We start from the raw sequence: 16,909 nt of genomic DNA, 5'->3' as shown, positions 1-16,909 counted from the left end.
ACCATCAATCGTACTTACTGAAAAACGGCTGTAATCGTGCAAAATTTTCCGGTAAATCTTATCTGCTTTAAACTGTAATTCTTGCGGACTTAATATTGGATAGGCGAGTAAAATAAGTTTCCGATAGTCTTCGATTTTTTTCGATGGATTGCCCTTTGCCAATCCTAACAATACCTCCAGAATCCTGGTTTTCATTTCTTCGGTCGCCTTATTGGTAAAGGTCACCGCTAAAATTTCGCGGTATTTGTTCTCTCCACTGAAAAGTAGCGTAAGGTAGTGTGCAGTTAAACTGAACGTTTTACCGGAACCTGCAGAGGCCTGAAGAATTTTGAGGGGTTGGGGCATAATATGATTTCTCTCGAATTTTAAACTTACAACAATTTAAAATTTTCCCGAAATCATGATATCAACAATTCTACCGCTATTAGGATTTTTTACTTTTTCTTTTATTCAATGTCTTATGGCTGATCCTTGCAGGGCGTTCGGCCATTTCGATTGGCAGGCCAAGCAGATCGCGGATTACAACCGAGGCGCAGGCACCGCCAAATGCCGCAGGCAGGTAAGAAACTGTGCCATAAGCGGAGCGCTTGAAATTACTCCCATCAGTCATGATCATCGAGTTTTTGTCCATTTCTTCTGTTGAGAAAACAGCCTTTATTTTGCTGGCATTTGCAAGTTTGTTTAACCTTTTACGAACATAACTCGCAAAAACGCATTGATAAGTGTCAGGAAGTAATGTAATCCTTATTCTGGTAGGATCCATTTTGCCACCAGCACCCATTGAGCTAACAATAGGGATATTCTTTTCAAGAGCAGTTCCTAATAAAGTGATTTTTGGCATTACACTGTCGATGCAATCCATAATGTAATCAAAGCCAGATTCTAAAATTTCCCTGCATTTTTCAGGACTAAGAAAAGTATTTACCACATGAAGTTTTAGTTCGGGATTAATGGCCAATAAACGCTCTTGCATTATTTCGGCTTTGCTCACACCATGATTGGTCGCCAAAGCAGGTAGCTGCCTGTTGCGGTTGGTCGGGTCAACTACATCACCATCAACAATGGTCATTTCGCCAATGCCCGAACGGCAGATAAACTCGGCAGCAAAAGAGCCTACACCACCCAAACCGATCACCAAAACATGTTTCGATTGGAGTTTATCTATTCCATCATTCCCAACAAGGAGGGCAGAGCGCGAAAGCCAGCTAACATCAGACATATATTTACTATTTTACCACAGATGAAAAAGATGAACACAGATGTTTATTTATCTGTGCTAATCTGTGGTTATTTCTTTAAAATCAATTTATTCCAGTCTGCAAAAATACGAGCTTTAAGCTCATCAATGCTACATTTTTTTAAAATGGCTGTGGCTTGGTAAATTTCTTCAATTGAGATATCCGAATCATCAGTTTCCAGGAAAAATTGATCGGTACTTTGAATCAGCTTAGCTGCGCCCGAATTTTCTTTTAAAGCAGTTATTCCAAAGGAAAGAAGGAAACCTTTGTCCATTAGCTGTTGGCCAAGCTGCTCATTTTTGTTAAAACCATGGATAATCATCGGTACTTTAACTTTTAATCGTTCTTTAATTGCAATTAACTCTGAAAAGCATTTAACACAATGTAAAATCAATGGTTTATTAATTTTTTCTGCCAATTCGATTTGTTTTTCTAAGATTATGGTCTGATTTTCCAGGTTTTCACCCCTCAACCGATCTAAACCACACTCTCCAATCTGTTTCACATTTGTTTGATTGGCGACAACACTTAGATATTTCATCTGTAGTTCGAGGTGATCAATTTTAGCAAACCAGGGATGCAGCCCAACAGAAATTGCCTTGATTTTAGGCATTGCTAAAAAGATATCGCTGGTTAACGACAAACTTTGAATGCTGGTTACCCCAGGTTGGGTGGCAACTTTGTGGGTATGTATGTCTAAAAAATCCATTGGAAAACAAAGATATGTAAAATGAAGATGGAGAATTGGAGATGGATAATGTAAAATTCATATTTGATTAAACCTCCGTTCTTAATCCTTTCGATTCTACGGACTGTTTCCGCTCTGTAAAGAATTTGCAAATAATCCATTGTAATACTAGACTTTATTACATTTGCTATTATTCATCGAAAATCATGAAAAAATTAATCATTTTATTAACTGCTGCGTTGATTTCGACAGCGGCGTTTAGTCAGGCGAAAAAAGAAGGTGTTCATATCTATAACCCAAAAGCAGACGCTAAAGCTGAAATTGCTGCTGCGGTTGCAAAAGCAGCCAAAGAAAATAAACATGTTTTGTTACAGGTTGGTGGTAATTGGTGCAGCTGGTGTATTGCATTCCATAATTTGGTTGACAGCACAGCAACGCTAAAAAAATACATTAACGATAATTTTGAAACCGTTCTGGTTAATTACAGTCCTGAGAATAAAAACGAAACTGTTTTAGCCAGCTTAGGCTACCCTCAACGTTTTGGTTTTCCGGTATTTTTAATTCTGGATGGGAAAGGCAAAGTATTGCACATCGAAAATTCTTCTTACTTAGAAACCGAAGAAATTGGCGCTAATGGTAAAAAGAAAGTTGGGCATGATGTAAAGAAAATCACTTCATTTTTAAAAGGATGGACAACCACCGCGGTTAATCCCGAAACTTATAAGCCGAAGGCCAAATAGAGGTTTAAGGCAGAGGGTGTAAGGTTTAAGACCCAACGACAATAGCCGGAGCCTAAAAAAGTAAAAAAGCCGTTCTGATATAAAATCGGGGTGGCTTTTTTTGTTAATCGTCTAAATCATCTTCATCTAGTTCATCATCGAGGTTTAACTCATAAGAAGCCCTCGATGCTTCGTCGGCTTGTTCCAACAGATCTTTATCATGTTCAATGCTGGTGTCGTCGCCATTAATTTCGTTGATATTTTCAACATCATCCTCTCTGCGTAAAGCATCATTCGGATCGTTTGAATAATTGTCATCTTCTGGATCTATCATAACATTAAGGTTTTATATTAGATAATCGTTTTGAAAGCGAAATTGTTTTAGGAAAGCTAAAAGACTAAAGCTATAAATAGAGGCCCTGAAATAAATCCGATAGCTATCGGATCAGGGCGACGACATGGCTGAAGCTAATGCGGAATATTAACCCACTTCTCAGTGGCAAAAGATTCTTCGCTGCGCTCAGAATGACAAAATATTTATTCTTTATGTATTTTGTATCTCGGTTGTCAACAATTAAAGGCCATCTCCAAATTTATAAAACGGCGCCACGCCTACAGGCAACTTTCCTGTTGGTGCCAATCTGTTATTAATTACAGCAGCAGCTGAAATTTGCATATAATCTTCTTTTTGATAGGCAACAACCAAACCTTTACTGTTTTCTAAACCCGATAAACCAGCCAGATTATATGGATTTGCAAAGAGCGCAAAAACAGCATTCTTTGCCGATAATTCTTTAATAAAATTCTTTACACCTGCATTTAGCGGAATATTATTGGCTGGTCTTGCACGACTATCGTGAATACCCACAATCACCTGGTCGAATGCGCCGATTTCGCGGGCGATGTTGGAAATCTGAGTAGCACTGGCATCTTTATCCAGCACATAATAAACAGAGTTATAATAACCTTTCGAAACCTCTTTTTGGAAAGTGGTAACCGAAGGTACACCAATACTGATAATGGCCGTTCTTCTGATCGGGATGAGGCGCYTGATATAATCTTTACCTTTTAACAGCGTTACCGATGCATTTGCCAGCTCTTGCACCAAAGCATTGCTCGACTTGCGGTTTACACCTGTAATAACACCTTGGGTTACAATCGTATCGCGTTTGGCCAGGCCTGCCCAGTATTTTGCAGTCAATATTTTACGCACACTCTGGTCTATTTCGTCCATACTTACACGATCCTGCCTTACGGCTTTACGCACCAATTTAATGGCCCTGTCGCTGTTTTCAGATAGCTCAATAATATCGTTTCCGGCAATGATACCCATTAAATCAGCTTCACCATCTTTGAAATATTTTACCACGCCTTTCATATCCATCGCGTCAGAAATAATCAAACCTTTAAAACCTAATTTCTGCTTCAAAATACCCGTAACAATCGGTTTAGATAGGGTAGAAGGTAGGTTTGGTGTAGCATCTAACGATGGGATGTTCATGTGGGCAAYCATCACCCCCGATGCGCCTTGTTTAATCAGCTCTTTAAAAGGATACATCTCCAATGTATCTAACCGTGTAGCAGAGAAAGTAAGCTGTGGTAAATCGTAGTGCGAATCTACATCGGTATCGCCATGACCAGGGAAATGTTTCAACGTAGTTAATAAACCGCCATCCTGCATACCTTTCATATAAGCGGCAACCTTAGTGGTTACGTTATATTTATTTTCGCCGAAAGAACGGTAATTGATTACGGGGTTTTTGGGGTTGTTATTGATATCGGCGTCAGGAGCTAAATTCATCTGCATCCCCATGCGCTTGTAATCTTTAGCCACTTCAAGGCCCATTTTATACAATAATTCTTTGTTTTGGATGGCACCCAAAGTCATTTGATAAGGATAAGAAATGGTACTATCCAAACGCATGCCCAGGCCCCATTCACCATCATTTGCCACTATTAATGGCACCCGACTCAGTTTTTGATAAGCGTTTGTGGCTAAAACCTGTCGACCAGGGCCTCCCTGAAAAAAGATAACCCCCCCCAATTGTTCTTTTTTAATTACCTGACCAACTGAATCTGTATATTTTTTACCCAGATTGGTATGCGCTCTAACAAAGAACATCTGTGCAATACGCTCTCTGCGGTTAAGTTTGTTAAAAACCGAATCTACCCATTTAGGTTGATTGGCCAATAATTCTAAGTAGGTTTTCTGTTGTGCGCTTGCCGAAAATGCAGCGCCACAAAAGGCAATGAGTAGAAATAAGTTTTTTTTCACGTGTTTTGTTGTATCTGCTGCCGCTAAATTAGTAATCAAAAGGCGAATTAAACAAAAACCAATCCAAGTAATCGATTTAATACAATATGTTGTAAGCCCGTTGTTTTCTAGGTGCTGTATAGATTACAAATATTGATCTCTCCTATTTATACATTCCTTTGCCTTCAATGAAATCGATCACTTTATCGGGCAGGAAAAACTGAACATTCTTTTTCTCTTTAATGGCTTTGCGGATAAAAGTTGACGAAATTTCCATTAAAGGGGTTTTGGTAAAAGTGATGGAAGGATGATTTTCCCATTCGCTTACATTCGCCTCTGGGCGTGGGTAAACATAAATCTGATAGTTTTTTAAAAGTACCTCGTAGTTTTTCCATTTTTTGAATGATACCAGATTATCGGCGCCCATAATCAACACAAATTCCTTTTCAGGATATTTTTCGTGTAAGTAGGTGAGCGTATCGATAGTGTATGATGGTTGAGGTAGCGAAAATTCAATATCGCTCACACGGATATGCTCTGCATTTTCTGTCGCCAGTTTGGCCATTTCCAAACGGTCGTACATATTGGTTAAGCCACTTTTATCTTTTAGCGGATTATGTGGCGAAACTACCAACCATACTTCATCAAGCTCGGTATGGTTAGCCATGTAATTGGCAATAATTAAGTGCCCGGTATGGATGGGGTTGTATGAACCAAAGAAAAGACCAGTTTTTAGTTTATAGTTTTCAGTTGACATTTTTCAGTTCGCTACATTAATTGATGAACAGTTTAAGCAACACCATACTTCTCTGGATTATTGATCATGTGATTTAACAATTTTCCAACTTCGTCGCTTTGCAATGTTAATTTTTCGTGTTGCTCTTTATCAAGATATTTACACTCAAAAGCAAACTTTAACCAGCCTTTCGTCTCACTATTCTCCATATCACTGTCCGAAAGCTTACTGATGAAATGGGCTTTATATCTTCGTTTCCTATAAGCTTCAACTAAACAAATATTTGTAGATCGCGAAGACCTTCTAATCTGATCTGTTAATGAGTACATTTCGTCTTTTGGAAAAGACTTGCTGAGTTCGAAAATATTCATGGCCAACTCAAATGACTTCTTGTAAACTAATAGATCAGAAAAATCGTCCATAATGTGACTTTAAGATTTAACCAAACAATATTTTAAAGCACCCAAAACTGAGAATTGGAAACTATAAACTGCTAACTTTTTAAAAAATCTCCGACCAACTGCTCTGCTTCTGCACAAGCTGTAGCCAGATCGTAATTTTTTAAAATCACATCAAACTTATCTGCATAAAGCAGTTCTTTTTCAGCTTTGATAAAACGTTCCTGTAATTTTTCCGGACTATCTGTTCCGCGACCGCTTAAACGTTCTTTTAAAACATCTAATGATGGTGGCTGAACAAAAATGGCCAAGGCATCTTCTTCATATTTTCTTTTCAAACGGATACCGCCTTCTACATCAATATCAAAAATAACATGTTTGCCTTCATTCCAGATGCGTTCGATCTCTGAGCGTAAGGTGCCATAAAAAGTTCCGTTATAAACCTCTTCAAATTCCACAAATTCCTGGCGGGCAACTTTGTGCAAAAACTCTTCTTTACTAATAAAATAGTAATCGTTTTCATGTGTTTCAGCGCCTCTCAATTCGCGGGTGGTTGCAGAAATAGAAAAGCTCAGCTCAGGAAATTTCGTTAATAAATGGTGTACTATAGTGGTTTTACCTGCTCCTGATGGTGCCGAAAATATGATTAATTTGCCTTGTTTCATTTTGTAAGCTGAAAGCAAAAAGCTGAAAGACCAAAGCTGCTTTATGCTTTAGTCTTTAGTCTTTCTCCTTATAATACGTTTAATAACTGTTCTTTTATCTTTTCTAATTCTTCTTTCATACCTACAACAAATTGTTGCATCTGGGCGTCATTTGCTTTAGCGCCCATGGTATTAATTTCTCTTCCTATTTCCTGAGAAATGAAGCCCATTTTTTTACCGTTTGCTTCTTTGCTTGCTAAAGTTTGCAAGAAATAATCGCAATGGCTTTTTAAACGTGTTTTCTCCTCGGTAATGTCTATTTTATCAATGTAGTAGATCAATTCCTGCTCGAAACGGTTCTGATCGATATTTACTTTGCCTACAGCATCATCTAAAAACTGGGTAAATTTATCGCGGATTGCGGTAATTCTTTTTGGTTCTAATTCCTCAACAGATTTGAAATAAGAAAGGATATTTTTAATTCTCAGTTCTAAATCGGCCTTTAAAACTGAGCCTTCATCTTCTCTGAATTTATTGAAATTGGCCAAAGCCGAGGTGAAAATCTGAAATAAATGGTTCCACTCATCCTCACTTACACTTTCTTCCTTGTAACTGATTACATCAGGAAAAGTTAATGCTGTTTGCAATAAGTTACTGCTATCAGCACCCAATTCGTTGTTAACGGCAATAAGCTGTTTGTAGTAGTGGCTTAATAAGGCCGTATTGATGGTAGCACCCGTAACTTCACCATTGGTACGTTCTACATTGATGCTTAAACTTACTTTTCCTCTTTCGATGTCTTTACTGCAGATGTTGCGCAGGATCAGCTCTTTATCAGAAAAAGCTTTAGGATATTTTAAATTCAGCTCCAGGAATTTACTGTTGAGCGATTTGATTTCGACACTATACTTTGCATTTGCATAATCGGCTGTTGCTAAGCCGTATCCTGTCATGGATTTTATCATGCGCAAAGATAGGGTTTTAAGCCGAAAGGAGAAATAATAATGGGCAAGGAGTCAGAGTTGTAGCATACCGGCATAAAATACCTTTATATTTAGAAAACTAGCGTTCAGTATTTCTTCGGGGATTGCAGCCCCGCTTTGCGCTTTACTTTGTTACACTACGTGCTCGCTGCAATCGGGTTTATGTACAATGTGGAGTAGTTTTTGGCAGGGGTCTGTTACCTACAAGGTGCAGAACCTTTGTTCCTAAACCTGATGTTCACGGACAGTAGGACTGCTTTAGCCAAAAGTACCGAATCCCTCATTTCAAATAAAGATTAAGTTATTTTATTAACAGTGCTAAAATTGCGTTGAAAGTTTTTTCCTTTAACATTCCCAGATCATCGGCAACCAGTCCCTTCGCCTCAATGGCTTCTCCAAATACTGTTCTAATCATCCCGGGGTTAAGTAAAAGTGGGTTCGTTCGGGGTAAATGTTCTTTACTGTTCAATATCGCAAAAGGTAAAATCGGTGTTTGGGTTTCTATCGCCAGGCGAAACGCGCCATCATAAAATGGATTTAAAGGCTTGTTTGATTTGTTCATTGTCCCTTCGGGAAAAATCAGGATCGATTGTCCATCGGCAAGGTCTTTTCTCAGTTCGGCTACAGAATGGTCTCGGCTTTCTCTGCTACTTCGATCAATCATCACCACCAAACGTTTGTAAATCCATCCAAATACCGGGATTTTAAGCATTTCGATCTTTCCCAGTGGGCTAAAGGCCTGTGGAATGCAGATTACAATGGCGACAGCATCTAAAAATGAACTGTGATTGCCTACGTAGATGTAAGCCCGCGAAGTGTCAATTTTTTCTCCGCCGGCAGAAAACCATAGAAAAGTGAAAAGACTAAAAGCCCATGCCCAGAATTTTAAAAAATAGAATGAAATTTTTCTTCCTGTTTTTTCCTTAAAAATACCTGTACTGATCAGAATAAAGGGGCAAACAATAAGCATGAGTATAAAAAATACAATTGCCGAATAGAGTAAATAAAATCCACTCATTAGTTTTCTCATGTTTATTAACGTTTATTTAACAGTTTTCAAGTTTAACAAATGTTAATTTTACAAAAATATTGGTAGATAAGAAAGTATTTTTTACTCCTTTCGTAAGGAAGATAATGGAGTTTTCTTGTTGGGATGTAACAATTAGGGCAGAAACAAACAACAAAACCGATATGCTGTTAAAATAGATAACTAATTTGCGCTACCAGATAATTTAACTTGCCATTTGATGCGATGAAGCATTTAAAAATTATTCTTCTATTGACCATCTTAACACAGGGCTTAAAAACAAAGGCTCAGGATTTTGTGCTGAAAGGTGTAGTAATTGAAAAAGGCTCAAATGTGCGGATTGCTTTAGCTGTGGTTACCAACATGCGCAGTAAAATGGGCGCCACAAGTAACGATATTGGTATGTTTCAGTTAAGTGCCCGTACTGGCGATACATTGTTGATTCAAAAAAGAAACCTGAATGAGCAAAAAGTAGTCGTTAAAACAGATGATGACCTGGTTGTTTATTTGATCAGAGGAAGTACTATGCTAGAGGAGGTTACAGTTAAAGGGCAGACCAAGAAGCAGGAAATGGAAAGCATAAAAAGCGATCTGAAACGAAATGGTTCATTTTATGCAGGTAAACCGCCTTTAATTTTGTTAAACCCTTTTGGTGGGAATCCGATAACATTTTTTTATGAGCTTTTTGGCAAAACGCCTGCAAGAGCGCGTAATTTTAACCGTTATTATAAAAAGGAGCTAAGTTTAATCGAGGTAGATAAGTTTTTTAATAAAAATTTAGTTTTAAATAATACTACCTTAACTGGAAAAGATCTGGACAAATTTTTGCTGGATTATTACCCGACACGCAGCATGACCATTAATTGGAGCAATTACGATGCTGTTAAATACATCAAAGAATCGGCTAAAAAATATACCGATACTTTGAAACATACAAATAACACACCATGAAAAACTTTAAATTTGGCATTATACTCTTCGTTTTTACCTCAATCAGCTTCTTCGCAAAGGCACAGGATTTTATTGTCAAAGGTGTGGTGATCGAAAAAGGTTCGAATATCAGGATTGCCTTATCCGAAATTACCAACCTACGCACCGGAATCGGTGTAGGCAGTAATGATATTGGTATGTTTCAGTTAAAAGCCAGAATTGGTGATACACTGTTGGTAATTAAACGCGACCTGATCGATCAACGTGTAGTGGTAAATAGCGAAAAAGATCTGGTAATTTATCTAGTTAGAGGAAGTACCACGCTAGCCGATGTTACCATTAGGGGGAATACCAAAAAAGAGGATCTGAACGAAATTAAGCGCGAGTTTAAAAATAAGGGCGTGTACAACGGGGGTAAAACAACGCTTTTGTCTGCTATATTCAGCCCTTTAAATGCGCTATACAATTTAATTGGCACTGACCCTAAAAATGCACGGAGATTTGGCAGATATGCCGATAATGAAATCAAACAATCGCAAATTGATGTATACTTCAATCAGAGTGTCATTAAAAACAATACCGAACTAAGGGGTGATACTTTAGAGAAATACATGTTAAACTGTCGTCCGGAATTTGATAAGGCAGAACATTGGAACAGCTACGATTACATTAAATACATTAAAGAATCTTCGAAGAAATTTACCGATACGTTAGGGAAGGGAAAGTAGTCTTTAGTCCGAAGTCTATAGTCGGTTTAGCGTTTTGAGTTTTAGGTAAAAAGTCGGAAGTCTGACGTCAGAGGTCAGAATTTTTAGTCTATATCAACAGTTAACCGACTAACCAGTTTATACAATTAACCAAATAAACCAATGACTACTGAACCAATGAACTTATATACTCAATGCTTCGCAAGCTTTCTCTGCAGCTAATTTTTCTGCGTTTTTCTTGTTATAATCTCGTCCGGTACCTACTTTTTCGCCCTCTACTACAGCACTAATGGTAAATAATTTAGCGCTTTCGCCTTCGCCATTCTCYGCCAGTTCGAACATTACATCCTTACCATGGCGTTGGCACCATTCGATCAATTTACTTTTGAAATTGGTTTCTGTAAGTTCTAAAGTGTGGATGTCGATGTGTGGTTTTACGATCCTGCGCAATAAAAATTCTTTGGTAAAGTTGTAGCCCTTATCCATATAGATGGCACCCACTATGGCTTCAAAAGCATCACCCAGCATCGAATTGTGCTTGGTTTGTACGCTCACTGAACGCTGATCGAACTGAATAAGCTTATCAAAACCAATTTTCTTTGCCAGCTGATTTAAATTAGCTCGGTTTACAATCTTCGAACGCATTTCGGTTAAAAAACCTTCTTCTTTGTAGGGGTAATGCTTAAAAAGCAGCTCTGCTATCACCGAACCTAAAACAGCGTCGCCTAAAAATTCTAAGCGTTCGTTGCTGCTCCTGCTTCCATTTTTTAAAACTTTTGCTACAGAACGATGCCTGAACGCCATTTTATAGAGCGTAACATTGCCTGGAACAAAGCCCAAAATGTTTTTCAGCTTTTTAACAAACTCCTTTTCGGGAGAGAGATAAAGTTTATATAATTTTAATATCGGCATTAAATAAATAACACAATTAACGGCTAATTAGCATATTTAACTAAGTTATCTATTTTTAATTAGCATACAAAATTATATAGTAGGGCTGTTAAATTAATCTTCGTATTTCTTAAAAATAACAGAAGCGTTATGGCCGCCAAAACCGAATGTATTACTTAAAGCAGCTCTAACGGTACGTTTTTGCGCTTTGTTAAAAGTAAAATTCAATTTAGGGTCAAATGCAGGATCATCTGTAAAGTGATTGATTGTTGGAGGAACAATGTCATTTTTAACAGAAAGAATTGCTGCAATAGCCTCAATAGCTCCAGCTGCACCCAAAAGGTGGCCAGTCATCGATTTGGTTGAGCTGATGTTTAAACGATAAGCATCCTCACCAAATAATGTACCAATGGCTTTGGTTTCACTAATATCACCAAGAGGCGTAGAAGTACCGTGTACATTGATATAATCTATATCCGCAGTTGTTAAACCAGCATCTTTTAGTGCATTGGTCATTACCATTCTAGCGCCTAAACCTTCAGGATGTGGTGCCGTTATGTGATTAGCATCGGCACTCATTCCACCGCCAACAAGCTCTGCATAAATTTTTGCACCTCTTGCTTTTGCATGTTCAAGTTCTTCTAAAATAATCGTTCCGGCACCTTCACCGGCTACGAAACCATCACGATCTTTATCAAAAGGGCGTGATGCTGTTGCCGGATCTTCGTTCCGTGTTGATAATGCATGCATGGCATTAAAACCACCCATACCCGCTTCGTTAATGATCGCTTCAGAACCGCCACTGATAATTACATCAGCCATACCCAAGCGGATATAGTTAAATGCATCAATCATTGCGTTTGTTGAAGAAGCACATGCCGAAACGGTTGCAAAATTTGGCCCACGTAAGCCGTATTTGATCGAGATATGCCCTGGAGCAATATCAATAATCATTTTAGGGATAAAAAATGGATTGTATCTTGGCGTACCATCTCCCTTAGCGAAATTTGAAATTTCATCCAGGAAAGTTTTCAATCCACCTATGCCCGCGCCCCAGATTACTCCGATCCGGTTGGTATCTAATTTTTCAAAATCAAAACCACCATCCTTCACAGCCTCATCTGTTGCTACAAGAGCATATTGTACAAACGGATCTAGCTTGCGGGCTTCTTTTTTCTCCAAAAAGTCTTCCGGATTAAAATTTTTAACCTCGCATGCGAATTTGGTCTTGAACTTTTCAGTATCAAAACCCTTAATAGGAGCAGCGCCACTCACCCCGTTAGTCAATCCTTCCCAAAAATCGGGAACATTATTGCCTATAGGAGTGAGCGCACCCAACCCTGTTACTACTACTCTTTTTAATTCCATTTATACTGAAAAAGCGTAATTCTATTTAACGTTTTTTTCCAAATAAGCAATTGCTTGACCAACTGTACCGATGGTTTCAGCCTGATCATCAGGAATAGCTACATTGAATTCTTTTTCAAATTCCATAATCAATTCTACGGTATCTAAAGAATCTGCACCTAAATCGTTGGTGAATGAAGCCTCTGGCGTAACTTCGCTTTCGTCAACACCTAGTTTTTCTACGATAATAGCCTTAACTCTTGAAGCAATATCAGACATAATTTTATAATTTAATGGTTAAATAATTCTGTGCAAAGAAAAATAAATTCTTACAATTTTCAAATGTTTTTATTTCGATACGTAATTTTGGTATCTCAATAACACAGCGAATATAGAATTAGTTTTTTAATTTCGTTCTGTAAATAATTTATTTCGCTTTGAATAAGACTTACCTAAAACTTACCTTAGACCTTGATTTTATACTAATTGCGATCACAGCACCCTTAAAAGACTATGTGCTCTGCCACAAAATTAATACCCGGTTAAATACTCAATTTGAAAAAATAGAAGACCATGAAATATTTTTTAATATCGACGAACCAGCCTGGTGTTTCTCGAAATATTACTTTTTTGTAGAGCAAGGTGAGGTAGAATACTACTTAATTTGCAATAAAAGCAGCGATGGTTTTCTAATTCCTGAAATGAACAAAGTAGATTTTTTTATTATTATTAAAGAATTTATTGATAAGGAAGATTTGGATTATTTAATCAACGGTTTAAATAAATTGCCTGATATACAGGTAGCTGCAAAGATAGATCCGGCCAAGTTAAAGAGCCGTGAGAATTTGGTAATATAAAAATTATATACTTGGTGTATTAAATACACTATATTTGACGGTTACAAACAAAGAACAAAAGAACAAAATATATAAAATTTGATGCAGTTTGATTATTTTAGATAATAATTAATGCTTTAAACTGCATTGCTAAAATCAATTAATTAAATGAAACCTTTTCATTCGAGAACTAAAATTGTTGCCACGCTTGGGCCTGCATCAGCAAAACCAGATGTATTATATAGTATGTTTAACGCAGGTTTAGATGTTTGCCGCTTAAACTTTTCGCACGGATCACAAGCAGATCACCAAGCGGTTTTGGATACCATCCGCGATTTAAACAAAAAATACGATTATAATGTAGGTATCCTTGCCGATTTACAAGGGCCTAAAATCCGTATCGGTTTAGTAAAAGAGGGTGGTATTAACCTGATCAATGGTAAAACTACCGTAATTACTACTAACGAATGTATTGGTAACGAAGAACGTATTTACATTACTTACCAAAACTTCCCTCAGGATGTTCAGGCGGGCGAAATTATCCTTTTGGATGATGGAAAGCTTCAAATGAAAGTGATTTCTACCAACTTAAAGGATGAAGTAGTTTGTGAGATTGTTCACGGTGGTATTTTAACTTCAAGAAAAGGTGTAAACCTGCCAAATACTAAAGTTTCTATTCCTTCATTAACACCAGAAGACCGCGAAAACTTAGAATTTGTTTTAGAAAATGATGTAGAGTGGATCGGTTTATCTTTCGTACGTAAGGCAGAAGATATTATCGAACTTAAAAAAATTATTGCAGAGCGCGGTAAAACTGCCCGTGTAATTGCGAAAATTGAAAAACCAGAAGCCATTGCAAATATCGATGAGATTATTGCCGTAACAGATGGTATTATGGTTGCCCGTGGCGATTTAGGTGTTGAATGTCCGATGGAAGAAGTTCCATTATTACAAAAAATGATCGTTGCTAAATGTAGAGCAGCTTCTAAACCTGTAATTGTGGCTACACAAATGTTAGAGAGTATGATCACTACACCTCGCCCAACACGTGCAGAGGTGAATGATGTGGCCAACTCTGTTTTAGATGGTGCTGATGCAGTGATGTTAAGCGGCGAAACTTCAGTTGGAGAATTTCCATTGATCGTTATTGAAACCATGCAAAAAATTATCCAGAACATTGAGCAGAACAACTATCCTTTCAACCCTGATAAGTTTTTAAAACCAAAATCGCCTTCTTTCTTAAGCGATGCCATTTGCGATTCAGCTTGTTTCTTAGCGAAACAAACTAACGCGGTAGGTATTGTATCGATGACTTTAAGCGGTTACACTGCTTTCGAAATCTCAAGCCACCGTCCGGAAGCTTTAACCTTTATTTTTACCAGTAACAGGGCTTTATTAAACGCAGTAAGTTTACTTTGGGGTGTAAGAGGCTTCTACTATGATAAGTGGGAAAGTACCGATAACACCATTATTGAGGTTAACGAATTCTTAAAAAGCAAAAAATTGGTTAAACAAGGTGATATCATCATCAATACTGCCGCTATCCCAATGGAAGCAAAAGGTAAAACCAACATGTTAAAAATTACGGTTATAGATTAATTTCTAATATCATATTTATAAAATGCTCCTGATTTTAATCGGGAGCATTTTTTTTATCAATAAAAAATATACTTTTGCAATCCAGCACGGAGAGGTGTCAGAGTGGTCGATCGAGCACGCTTGGAAAGCGTGTGTACTGCAAGGTACCGCGGGTTCGAATCCCGCCCTCTCCGCCAGTTTAAATAACTAGGTTTATTAAAGGCTTTTAAAATAAATGATTGTTGTTTTTTTAGCTTTAACCATTTTAACTTCCAGTTTAAATATTAAAATTGCTTCTACAATAATGCAGCTTTTATATTGTTGAAGATATGCTTTTAAAAAAGTGGACACATTAAAAAACAGATTTGTTGAAAGCAATTTTCATTGAAAGGGGAAACGTGTTTTTGATAAACCCCATATACTTTAATACCGAAATTCCTTCTTTTAATTCATCGATGTTACTATAAAACCTACCTGACATCTTGTATTTCAATTTATGCTCTTTAACTAAATAAAAACACTTATAACTCCCATATTTATCTTTTACCACAGTGTCAGCATAACCATCGAAATAATTAAAAGGATAAGTTTTTGTGATGGGAAGTAAAAACATTTTAAAGGAAATTGTTTTTGAGTCGGGATCTATAACAGTCGTTTTATAGTTCAGTTTCATCTGCGCGATTATGTACAATGGTAAAATAACCGTAAGTAAAGTACTTAATAGACCTAAACCTGAAAATTGAGGTATAGGATGTTTGCCAAAGTGTGCCGCATAAAACAAAAACACACAAAGGATTAATAATCCTGTCATTACAAACTGGCCAATGAACTGATAATTGTCAAATTTTGATTTAATCATTCTTTAAATTATAGCTCACTAATATAAATTATTTATCCCTTTTTCTAATTAAAAGAATGCCTAAACTCCAAGGGCGATAAGCGCATTTTTGTTTTAAAGAATTTACTGAATGACTGTGGATGCTCAAACCCAGCTGGTAGGCAAATTTCACTCACCGACAATTCAGGCGTCGAAAGTTTTTCTTTTGCTTTTTCAACTAACTTTTCGTGAATAAGTTGCTAGGTATTTTGTCTAGTCAAAGCCCTAAGCATATCGCTTAAATAACGTGGCAAAACTTTGGCCTCTGCTGCGGGGTAATGCACCTAATTTTGTGTCCTTTTCTGTATTTCGCATAGTTGCAATAACGTTCTGGCATCTTCAATATTTAAGGCTGAGAAAAATTATTTGGAGGAAATAAGTGGATAATATAGTATTAATTATTGCCGCTTTGTTGTAAGGATAACGCCAATACTTCTACCATTATTGCGCTTGGAAAAATATAGTTAAAAAACGTTGTTTCGATACTTTATAGCTTCTATTTTTGGCTTTTTACTTCCTTTAAAATTGAGTTTAAGATGTTGATAAACAAAGCCGAACTGTTTTCGAATTGCTAAGGAAGAACTAAATATCTACCAGATAAAAAACGAAATAGAATGAGCAAATATGTAATTGGTTTTCAGGAAATCGACAGGTCTAATCTTTTAGAAGTTGGCGGTAAGGGCGCCAACCTCGGCGAATTATCAAAAATTGAAGGGATACAAGTGCCCGATGGCTTTTGCGTAACCACCGAATCGTATAAGAGGATAACCGAAAACAATCAAGAGTTAAATAGCTTGTTGAAAGAATTAGAAAACCTTAAAGTAGAAGAGCATTCAACGATCAGTAAAATTGGCGGAAAAATCCGGACACTAATCGAAAATTTACCTATTCACTATGATATATCCGAAAAAATTGAAAGTTATCTTAACAATTTTGACAAGCATGAAGCCTTTGCTATCCGATCTAGTGCTACCGCCGAAGACCTTCCATCAGCATCTTTTGCAGGTCAGCAGGATACCTACCTGAACATTATCGGAAAAACAGTCATCTTAAAAC

At 37.2% G+C, this 16,909-nt stretch carries 21 protein-coding genes and 1 tRNA gene; 7 read left to right on the top strand and 15 right to left on the bottom strand.

Annotation, left to right across the window (positions count from 1 at the left end; all coding sequences use genetic code 11):
• The 3 genes from AC1DPQ_RS02455 to AC1DPQ_RS02445 all read right to left on the bottom strand — a co-directional run.
• A partial coding sequence (locus AC1DPQ_RS02455; protein ID WP_477607781.1) for a UvrD-helicase domain-containing protein occupies positions 1-345 on the bottom strand: 345 nt, incomplete at its 3' end.
• A gap of 79 nt (positions 346-424) precedes the next feature.
• Positions 425-1,219, bottom strand: a complete 795-nt coding sequence (locus tag AC1DPQ_RS02450; RefSeq protein ID WP_477578942.1) for a tRNA threonylcarbamoyladenosine dehydratase — start codon at positions 1,217-1,219, stop codon at positions 425-427.
• Between the two features lie 68 nt (positions 1,220-1,287).
• A complete protein-coding gene (locus tag AC1DPQ_RS02445) occupies positions 1,288-1,947 on the bottom strand; it encodes a TatD family hydrolase (RefSeq protein ID WP_477578940.1) in 660 nt (219 codons plus the stop codon).
• Positions 1,948-2,132: 185 nt separating this feature from the next.
• On the opposite strand from AC1DPQ_RS02445, the gene AC1DPQ_RS02440 reads away from it, so the two are divergent.
• On the top strand, positions 2,133-2,666 hold the full coding sequence (locus tag AC1DPQ_RS02440; RefSeq protein WP_477578938.1) for a thioredoxin family protein: 534 nt from the start codon (positions 2,133-2,135) through the stop codon (positions 2,664-2,666).
• Positions 2,667-2,769: 103 nt separating this feature from the next.
• On the opposite strand, the gene AC1DPQ_RS02435 is transcribed toward AC1DPQ_RS02440, so the two are convergent.
• The 7 genes from AC1DPQ_RS02435 to AC1DPQ_RS02405 form a co-directional block, all read right to left on the bottom strand.
• Positions 2,770-2,979, bottom strand: coding sequence for a hypothetical protein (locus tag AC1DPQ_RS02435; RefSeq protein ID WP_057931859.1), 210 nt, complete (start codon positions 2,977-2,979; stop codon positions 2,770-2,772).
• 240 nt (positions 2,980-3,219) lie between these two features.
• Positions 3,220-4,920 carry a glycoside hydrolase family 3 protein gene (locus AC1DPQ_RS02430; protein WP_477607779.1) on the bottom strand — a complete coding sequence of 567 codons (1,701 nt, stop codon included), beginning with the start codon at positions 4,918-4,920 and terminating at the stop codon, positions 3,220-3,222.
• Between the two features lie 142 nt (positions 4,921-5,062).
• Positions 5,063-5,656, bottom strand: a complete 594-nt coding sequence (gene nadD / locus AC1DPQ_RS02425; protein WP_477578934.1) for a nicotinate (nicotinamide) nucleotide adenylyltransferase — start codon at positions 5,654-5,656, stop codon at positions 5,063-5,065.
• A gap of 32 nt (positions 5,657-5,688) precedes the next feature.
• A complete protein-coding gene (locus AC1DPQ_RS02420; protein ID WP_477578932.1) occupies positions 5,689-6,057 on the bottom strand; it encodes a four helix bundle protein in 369 nt (122 codons plus the stop codon).
• 71 nt (positions 6,058-6,128) lie between these two features.
• The gene (gene gmk, locus AC1DPQ_RS02415) at positions 6,129-6,698 is read right to left on the bottom strand and encodes a guanylate kinase (protein ID WP_477578930.1); all 570 of its coding nucleotides are present in this window, start codon (positions 6,696-6,698) and stop codon (positions 6,129-6,131) included.
• Positions 6,699-6,766: 68 nt separating this feature from the next.
• The gene (locus AC1DPQ_RS02410; RefSeq protein ID WP_057931857.1) at positions 6,767-7,630 is read right to left on the bottom strand and encodes a YicC/YloC family endoribonuclease; all 864 of its coding nucleotides are present in this window, start codon (positions 7,628-7,630) and stop codon (positions 6,767-6,769) included.
• 331 nt (positions 7,631-7,961) lie between these two features.
• Positions 7,962-8,690, bottom strand: coding sequence for a lysophospholipid acyltransferase family protein (locus AC1DPQ_RS02405; RefSeq protein WP_477578928.1), 729 nt, complete (start codon positions 8,688-8,690; stop codon positions 7,962-7,964).
• A 222-nt stretch (positions 8,691-8,912) separates the two neighbouring features.
• Between AC1DPQ_RS02405 and AC1DPQ_RS02400 the strand changes: the two genes are divergently transcribed.
• Positions 8,913-9,638: a hypothetical protein gene (locus tag AC1DPQ_RS02400; RefSeq protein WP_477578926.1), complete on the top strand. Its 726-nt coding sequence runs from the start codon at positions 8,913-8,915 to the stop codon at positions 9,636-9,638.
• The gene (locus AC1DPQ_RS02395; RefSeq protein WP_477578924.1) at positions 9,635-10,345 is read left to right on the top strand and encodes a hypothetical protein; all 711 of its coding nucleotides are present in this window, start codon (positions 9,635-9,637) and stop codon (positions 10,343-10,345) included. Before AC1DPQ_RS02400 ends, AC1DPQ_RS02395 begins: the two co-directional genes overlap by 4 nt.
• A 162-nt stretch (positions 10,346-10,507) precedes the next feature.
• Here AC1DPQ_RS02395 and rnc read toward each other — a convergent pair whose 3' ends face one another.
• From rnc to AC1DPQ_RS02380, 3 genes are all read right to left on the bottom strand, one after another.
• Entirely contained in the window at positions 10,508-11,236 is a 729-nt protein-coding gene (gene rnc / locus AC1DPQ_RS02390) for a ribonuclease III (RefSeq protein WP_215124919.1), read from the bottom strand.
• 93 nt (positions 11,237-11,329) lie between these two features.
• Positions 11,330-12,583: a beta-ketoacyl-ACP synthase II gene (fabF, locus tag AC1DPQ_RS02385; protein WP_029274997.1), complete on the bottom strand. Its 1,254-nt coding sequence runs from the start codon at positions 12,581-12,583 to the stop codon at positions 11,330-11,332.
• A 21-nt stretch (positions 12,584-12,604) separates the two neighbouring features.
• Entirely contained in the window at positions 12,605-12,841 is a 237-nt protein-coding gene (locus AC1DPQ_RS02380) for an acyl carrier protein (RefSeq protein WP_008508386.1), read from the bottom strand.
• A 158-nt stretch (positions 12,842-12,999) separates the two neighbouring features.
• Here AC1DPQ_RS02380 and AC1DPQ_RS02375 point away from each other — a divergent pair, with 158 nt between their 5' ends.
• The 3 genes from AC1DPQ_RS02375 (at position 13,000) to AC1DPQ_RS02365 (ending at position 15,173) form a co-directional block, all read left to right on the top strand.
• On the top strand, positions 13,000-13,419 hold the full coding sequence (locus tag AC1DPQ_RS02375) for an IPExxxVDY family protein (RefSeq protein ID WP_230144333.1): 420 nt from the start codon (positions 13,000-13,002) through the stop codon (positions 13,417-13,419).
• 147 nt (positions 13,420-13,566) lie between these two features.
• Positions 13,567-14,997: a pyruvate kinase gene (gene pyk / locus AC1DPQ_RS02370; RefSeq protein WP_057931851.1), complete on the top strand. Its 1,431-nt coding sequence runs from the start codon at positions 13,567-13,569 to the stop codon at positions 14,995-14,997.
• 88 nt (positions 14,998-15,085) lie between these two features.
• Positions 15,086-15,173: transfer RNA gene (locus AC1DPQ_RS02365), tRNA-Ser, on the top strand.
• A gap of 155 nt (positions 15,174-15,328) precedes the next feature.
• Here AC1DPQ_RS02365 and AC1DPQ_RS02360 read toward each other — a convergent pair.
• Together AC1DPQ_RS02360 and AC1DPQ_RS02355 are read right to left on the bottom strand one after the other, a co-directional pair.
• Positions 15,329-15,835, bottom strand: coding sequence for a hypothetical protein (locus AC1DPQ_RS02360; protein WP_477584343.1), 507 nt, complete (start codon positions 15,833-15,835; stop codon positions 15,329-15,331).
• Between the two features lie 44 nt (positions 15,836-15,879).
• Positions 15,880-16,047, bottom strand: a complete 168-nt coding sequence (locus AC1DPQ_RS02355) for a helix-turn-helix domain-containing protein (protein WP_477584349.1) — start codon at positions 16,045-16,047, stop codon at positions 15,880-15,882.
• Between the two features lie 420 nt (positions 16,048-16,467).
• Here AC1DPQ_RS02355 and AC1DPQ_RS02350 point away from each other — a divergent pair.
• The coding region (locus tag AC1DPQ_RS02350; protein WP_477607776.1) for a PEP/pyruvate-binding domain-containing protein at positions 16,468-16,909 on the top strand (442 nt) is incomplete at its 3' end.

The organism is Pedobacter sp. 01T416_2 (assembly GCF_056398925.1).
The sequence above is the reverse complement of the archived record's forward strand: the minus strand, read 5'-3'. Positions and strand labels throughout refer to the sequence as shown.

Excerpts from the sequence above, each read along its gene's own strand:
- gmk (WP_477578930.1), bottom strand. The coding sequence starts at position 6,698 with ATGAAACAAGGCAAATTAATCATATTTTCGGCACCATCAGGAGCAGGT.
- fabF (WP_029274997.1), bottom strand. The coding sequence starts at position 12,583 with ATGGAATTAAAAAGAGTAGTAGTAACAGGGTTGGGTGCGCTCACTCCT.
- AC1DPQ_RS02380 (WP_008508386.1), bottom strand. The coding sequence starts at position 12,841 with ATGTCTGATATTGCTTCAAGAGTTAAGGCTATTATCGTAGAAAAACTA.
- AC1DPQ_RS02405 (WP_477578928.1), bottom strand. The coding sequence starts at position 8,690 with ATGAGAAAACTAATGAGTGGATTTTATTTACTCTATTCGGCAATTGTA.
- AC1DPQ_RS02445 (WP_477578940.1), bottom strand. The coding sequence starts at position 1,947 with ATGGATTTTTTAGACATACATACCCACAAAGTTGCCACCCAACCTGGG.
- AC1DPQ_RS02360 (WP_477584343.1), bottom strand. The coding sequence starts at position 15,835 with ATGATTAAATCAAAATTTGACAATTATCAGTTCATTGGCCAGTTTGTA.
- AC1DPQ_RS02435 (WP_057931859.1), bottom strand. The coding sequence starts at position 2,979 with ATGATAGATCCAGAAGATGACAATTATTCAAACGATCCGAATGATGCT.
- nadD (WP_477578934.1), bottom strand. The coding sequence starts at position 5,656 with ATGTCAACTGAAAACTATAAACTAAAAACTGGTCTTTTCTTTGGTTCA.
- AC1DPQ_RS02400 (WP_477578926.1), top strand. The coding sequence starts at position 8,913 with ATGAAGCATTTAAAAATTATTCTTCTATTGACCATCTTAACACAGGGC.
- AC1DPQ_RS02450 (WP_477578942.1), bottom strand. The coding sequence starts at position 1,219 with ATGTCTGATGTTAGCTGGCTTTCGCGCTCTGCCCTCCTTGTTGGGAAT.
- AC1DPQ_RS02395 (WP_477578924.1), top strand. The coding sequence starts at position 9,635 with ATGAAAAACTTTAAATTTGGCATTATACTCTTCGTTTTTACCTCAATC.
- AC1DPQ_RS02420 (WP_477578932.1), bottom strand. The coding sequence starts at position 6,057 with ATGGACGATTTTTCTGATCTATTAGTTTACAAGAAGTCATTTGAGTTG.
- AC1DPQ_RS02440 (WP_477578938.1), top strand. The coding sequence starts at position 2,133 with ATGAAAAAATTAATCATTTTATTAACTGCTGCGTTGATTTCGACAGCG.
- AC1DPQ_RS02410 (WP_057931857.1), bottom strand. The coding sequence starts at position 7,630 with ATGACAGGATACGGCTTAGCAACAGCCGATTATGCAAATGCAAAGTAT.
- pyk (WP_057931851.1), top strand. The coding sequence starts at position 13,567 with ATGAAACCTTTTCATTCGAGAACTAAAATTGTTGCCACGCTTGGGCCT.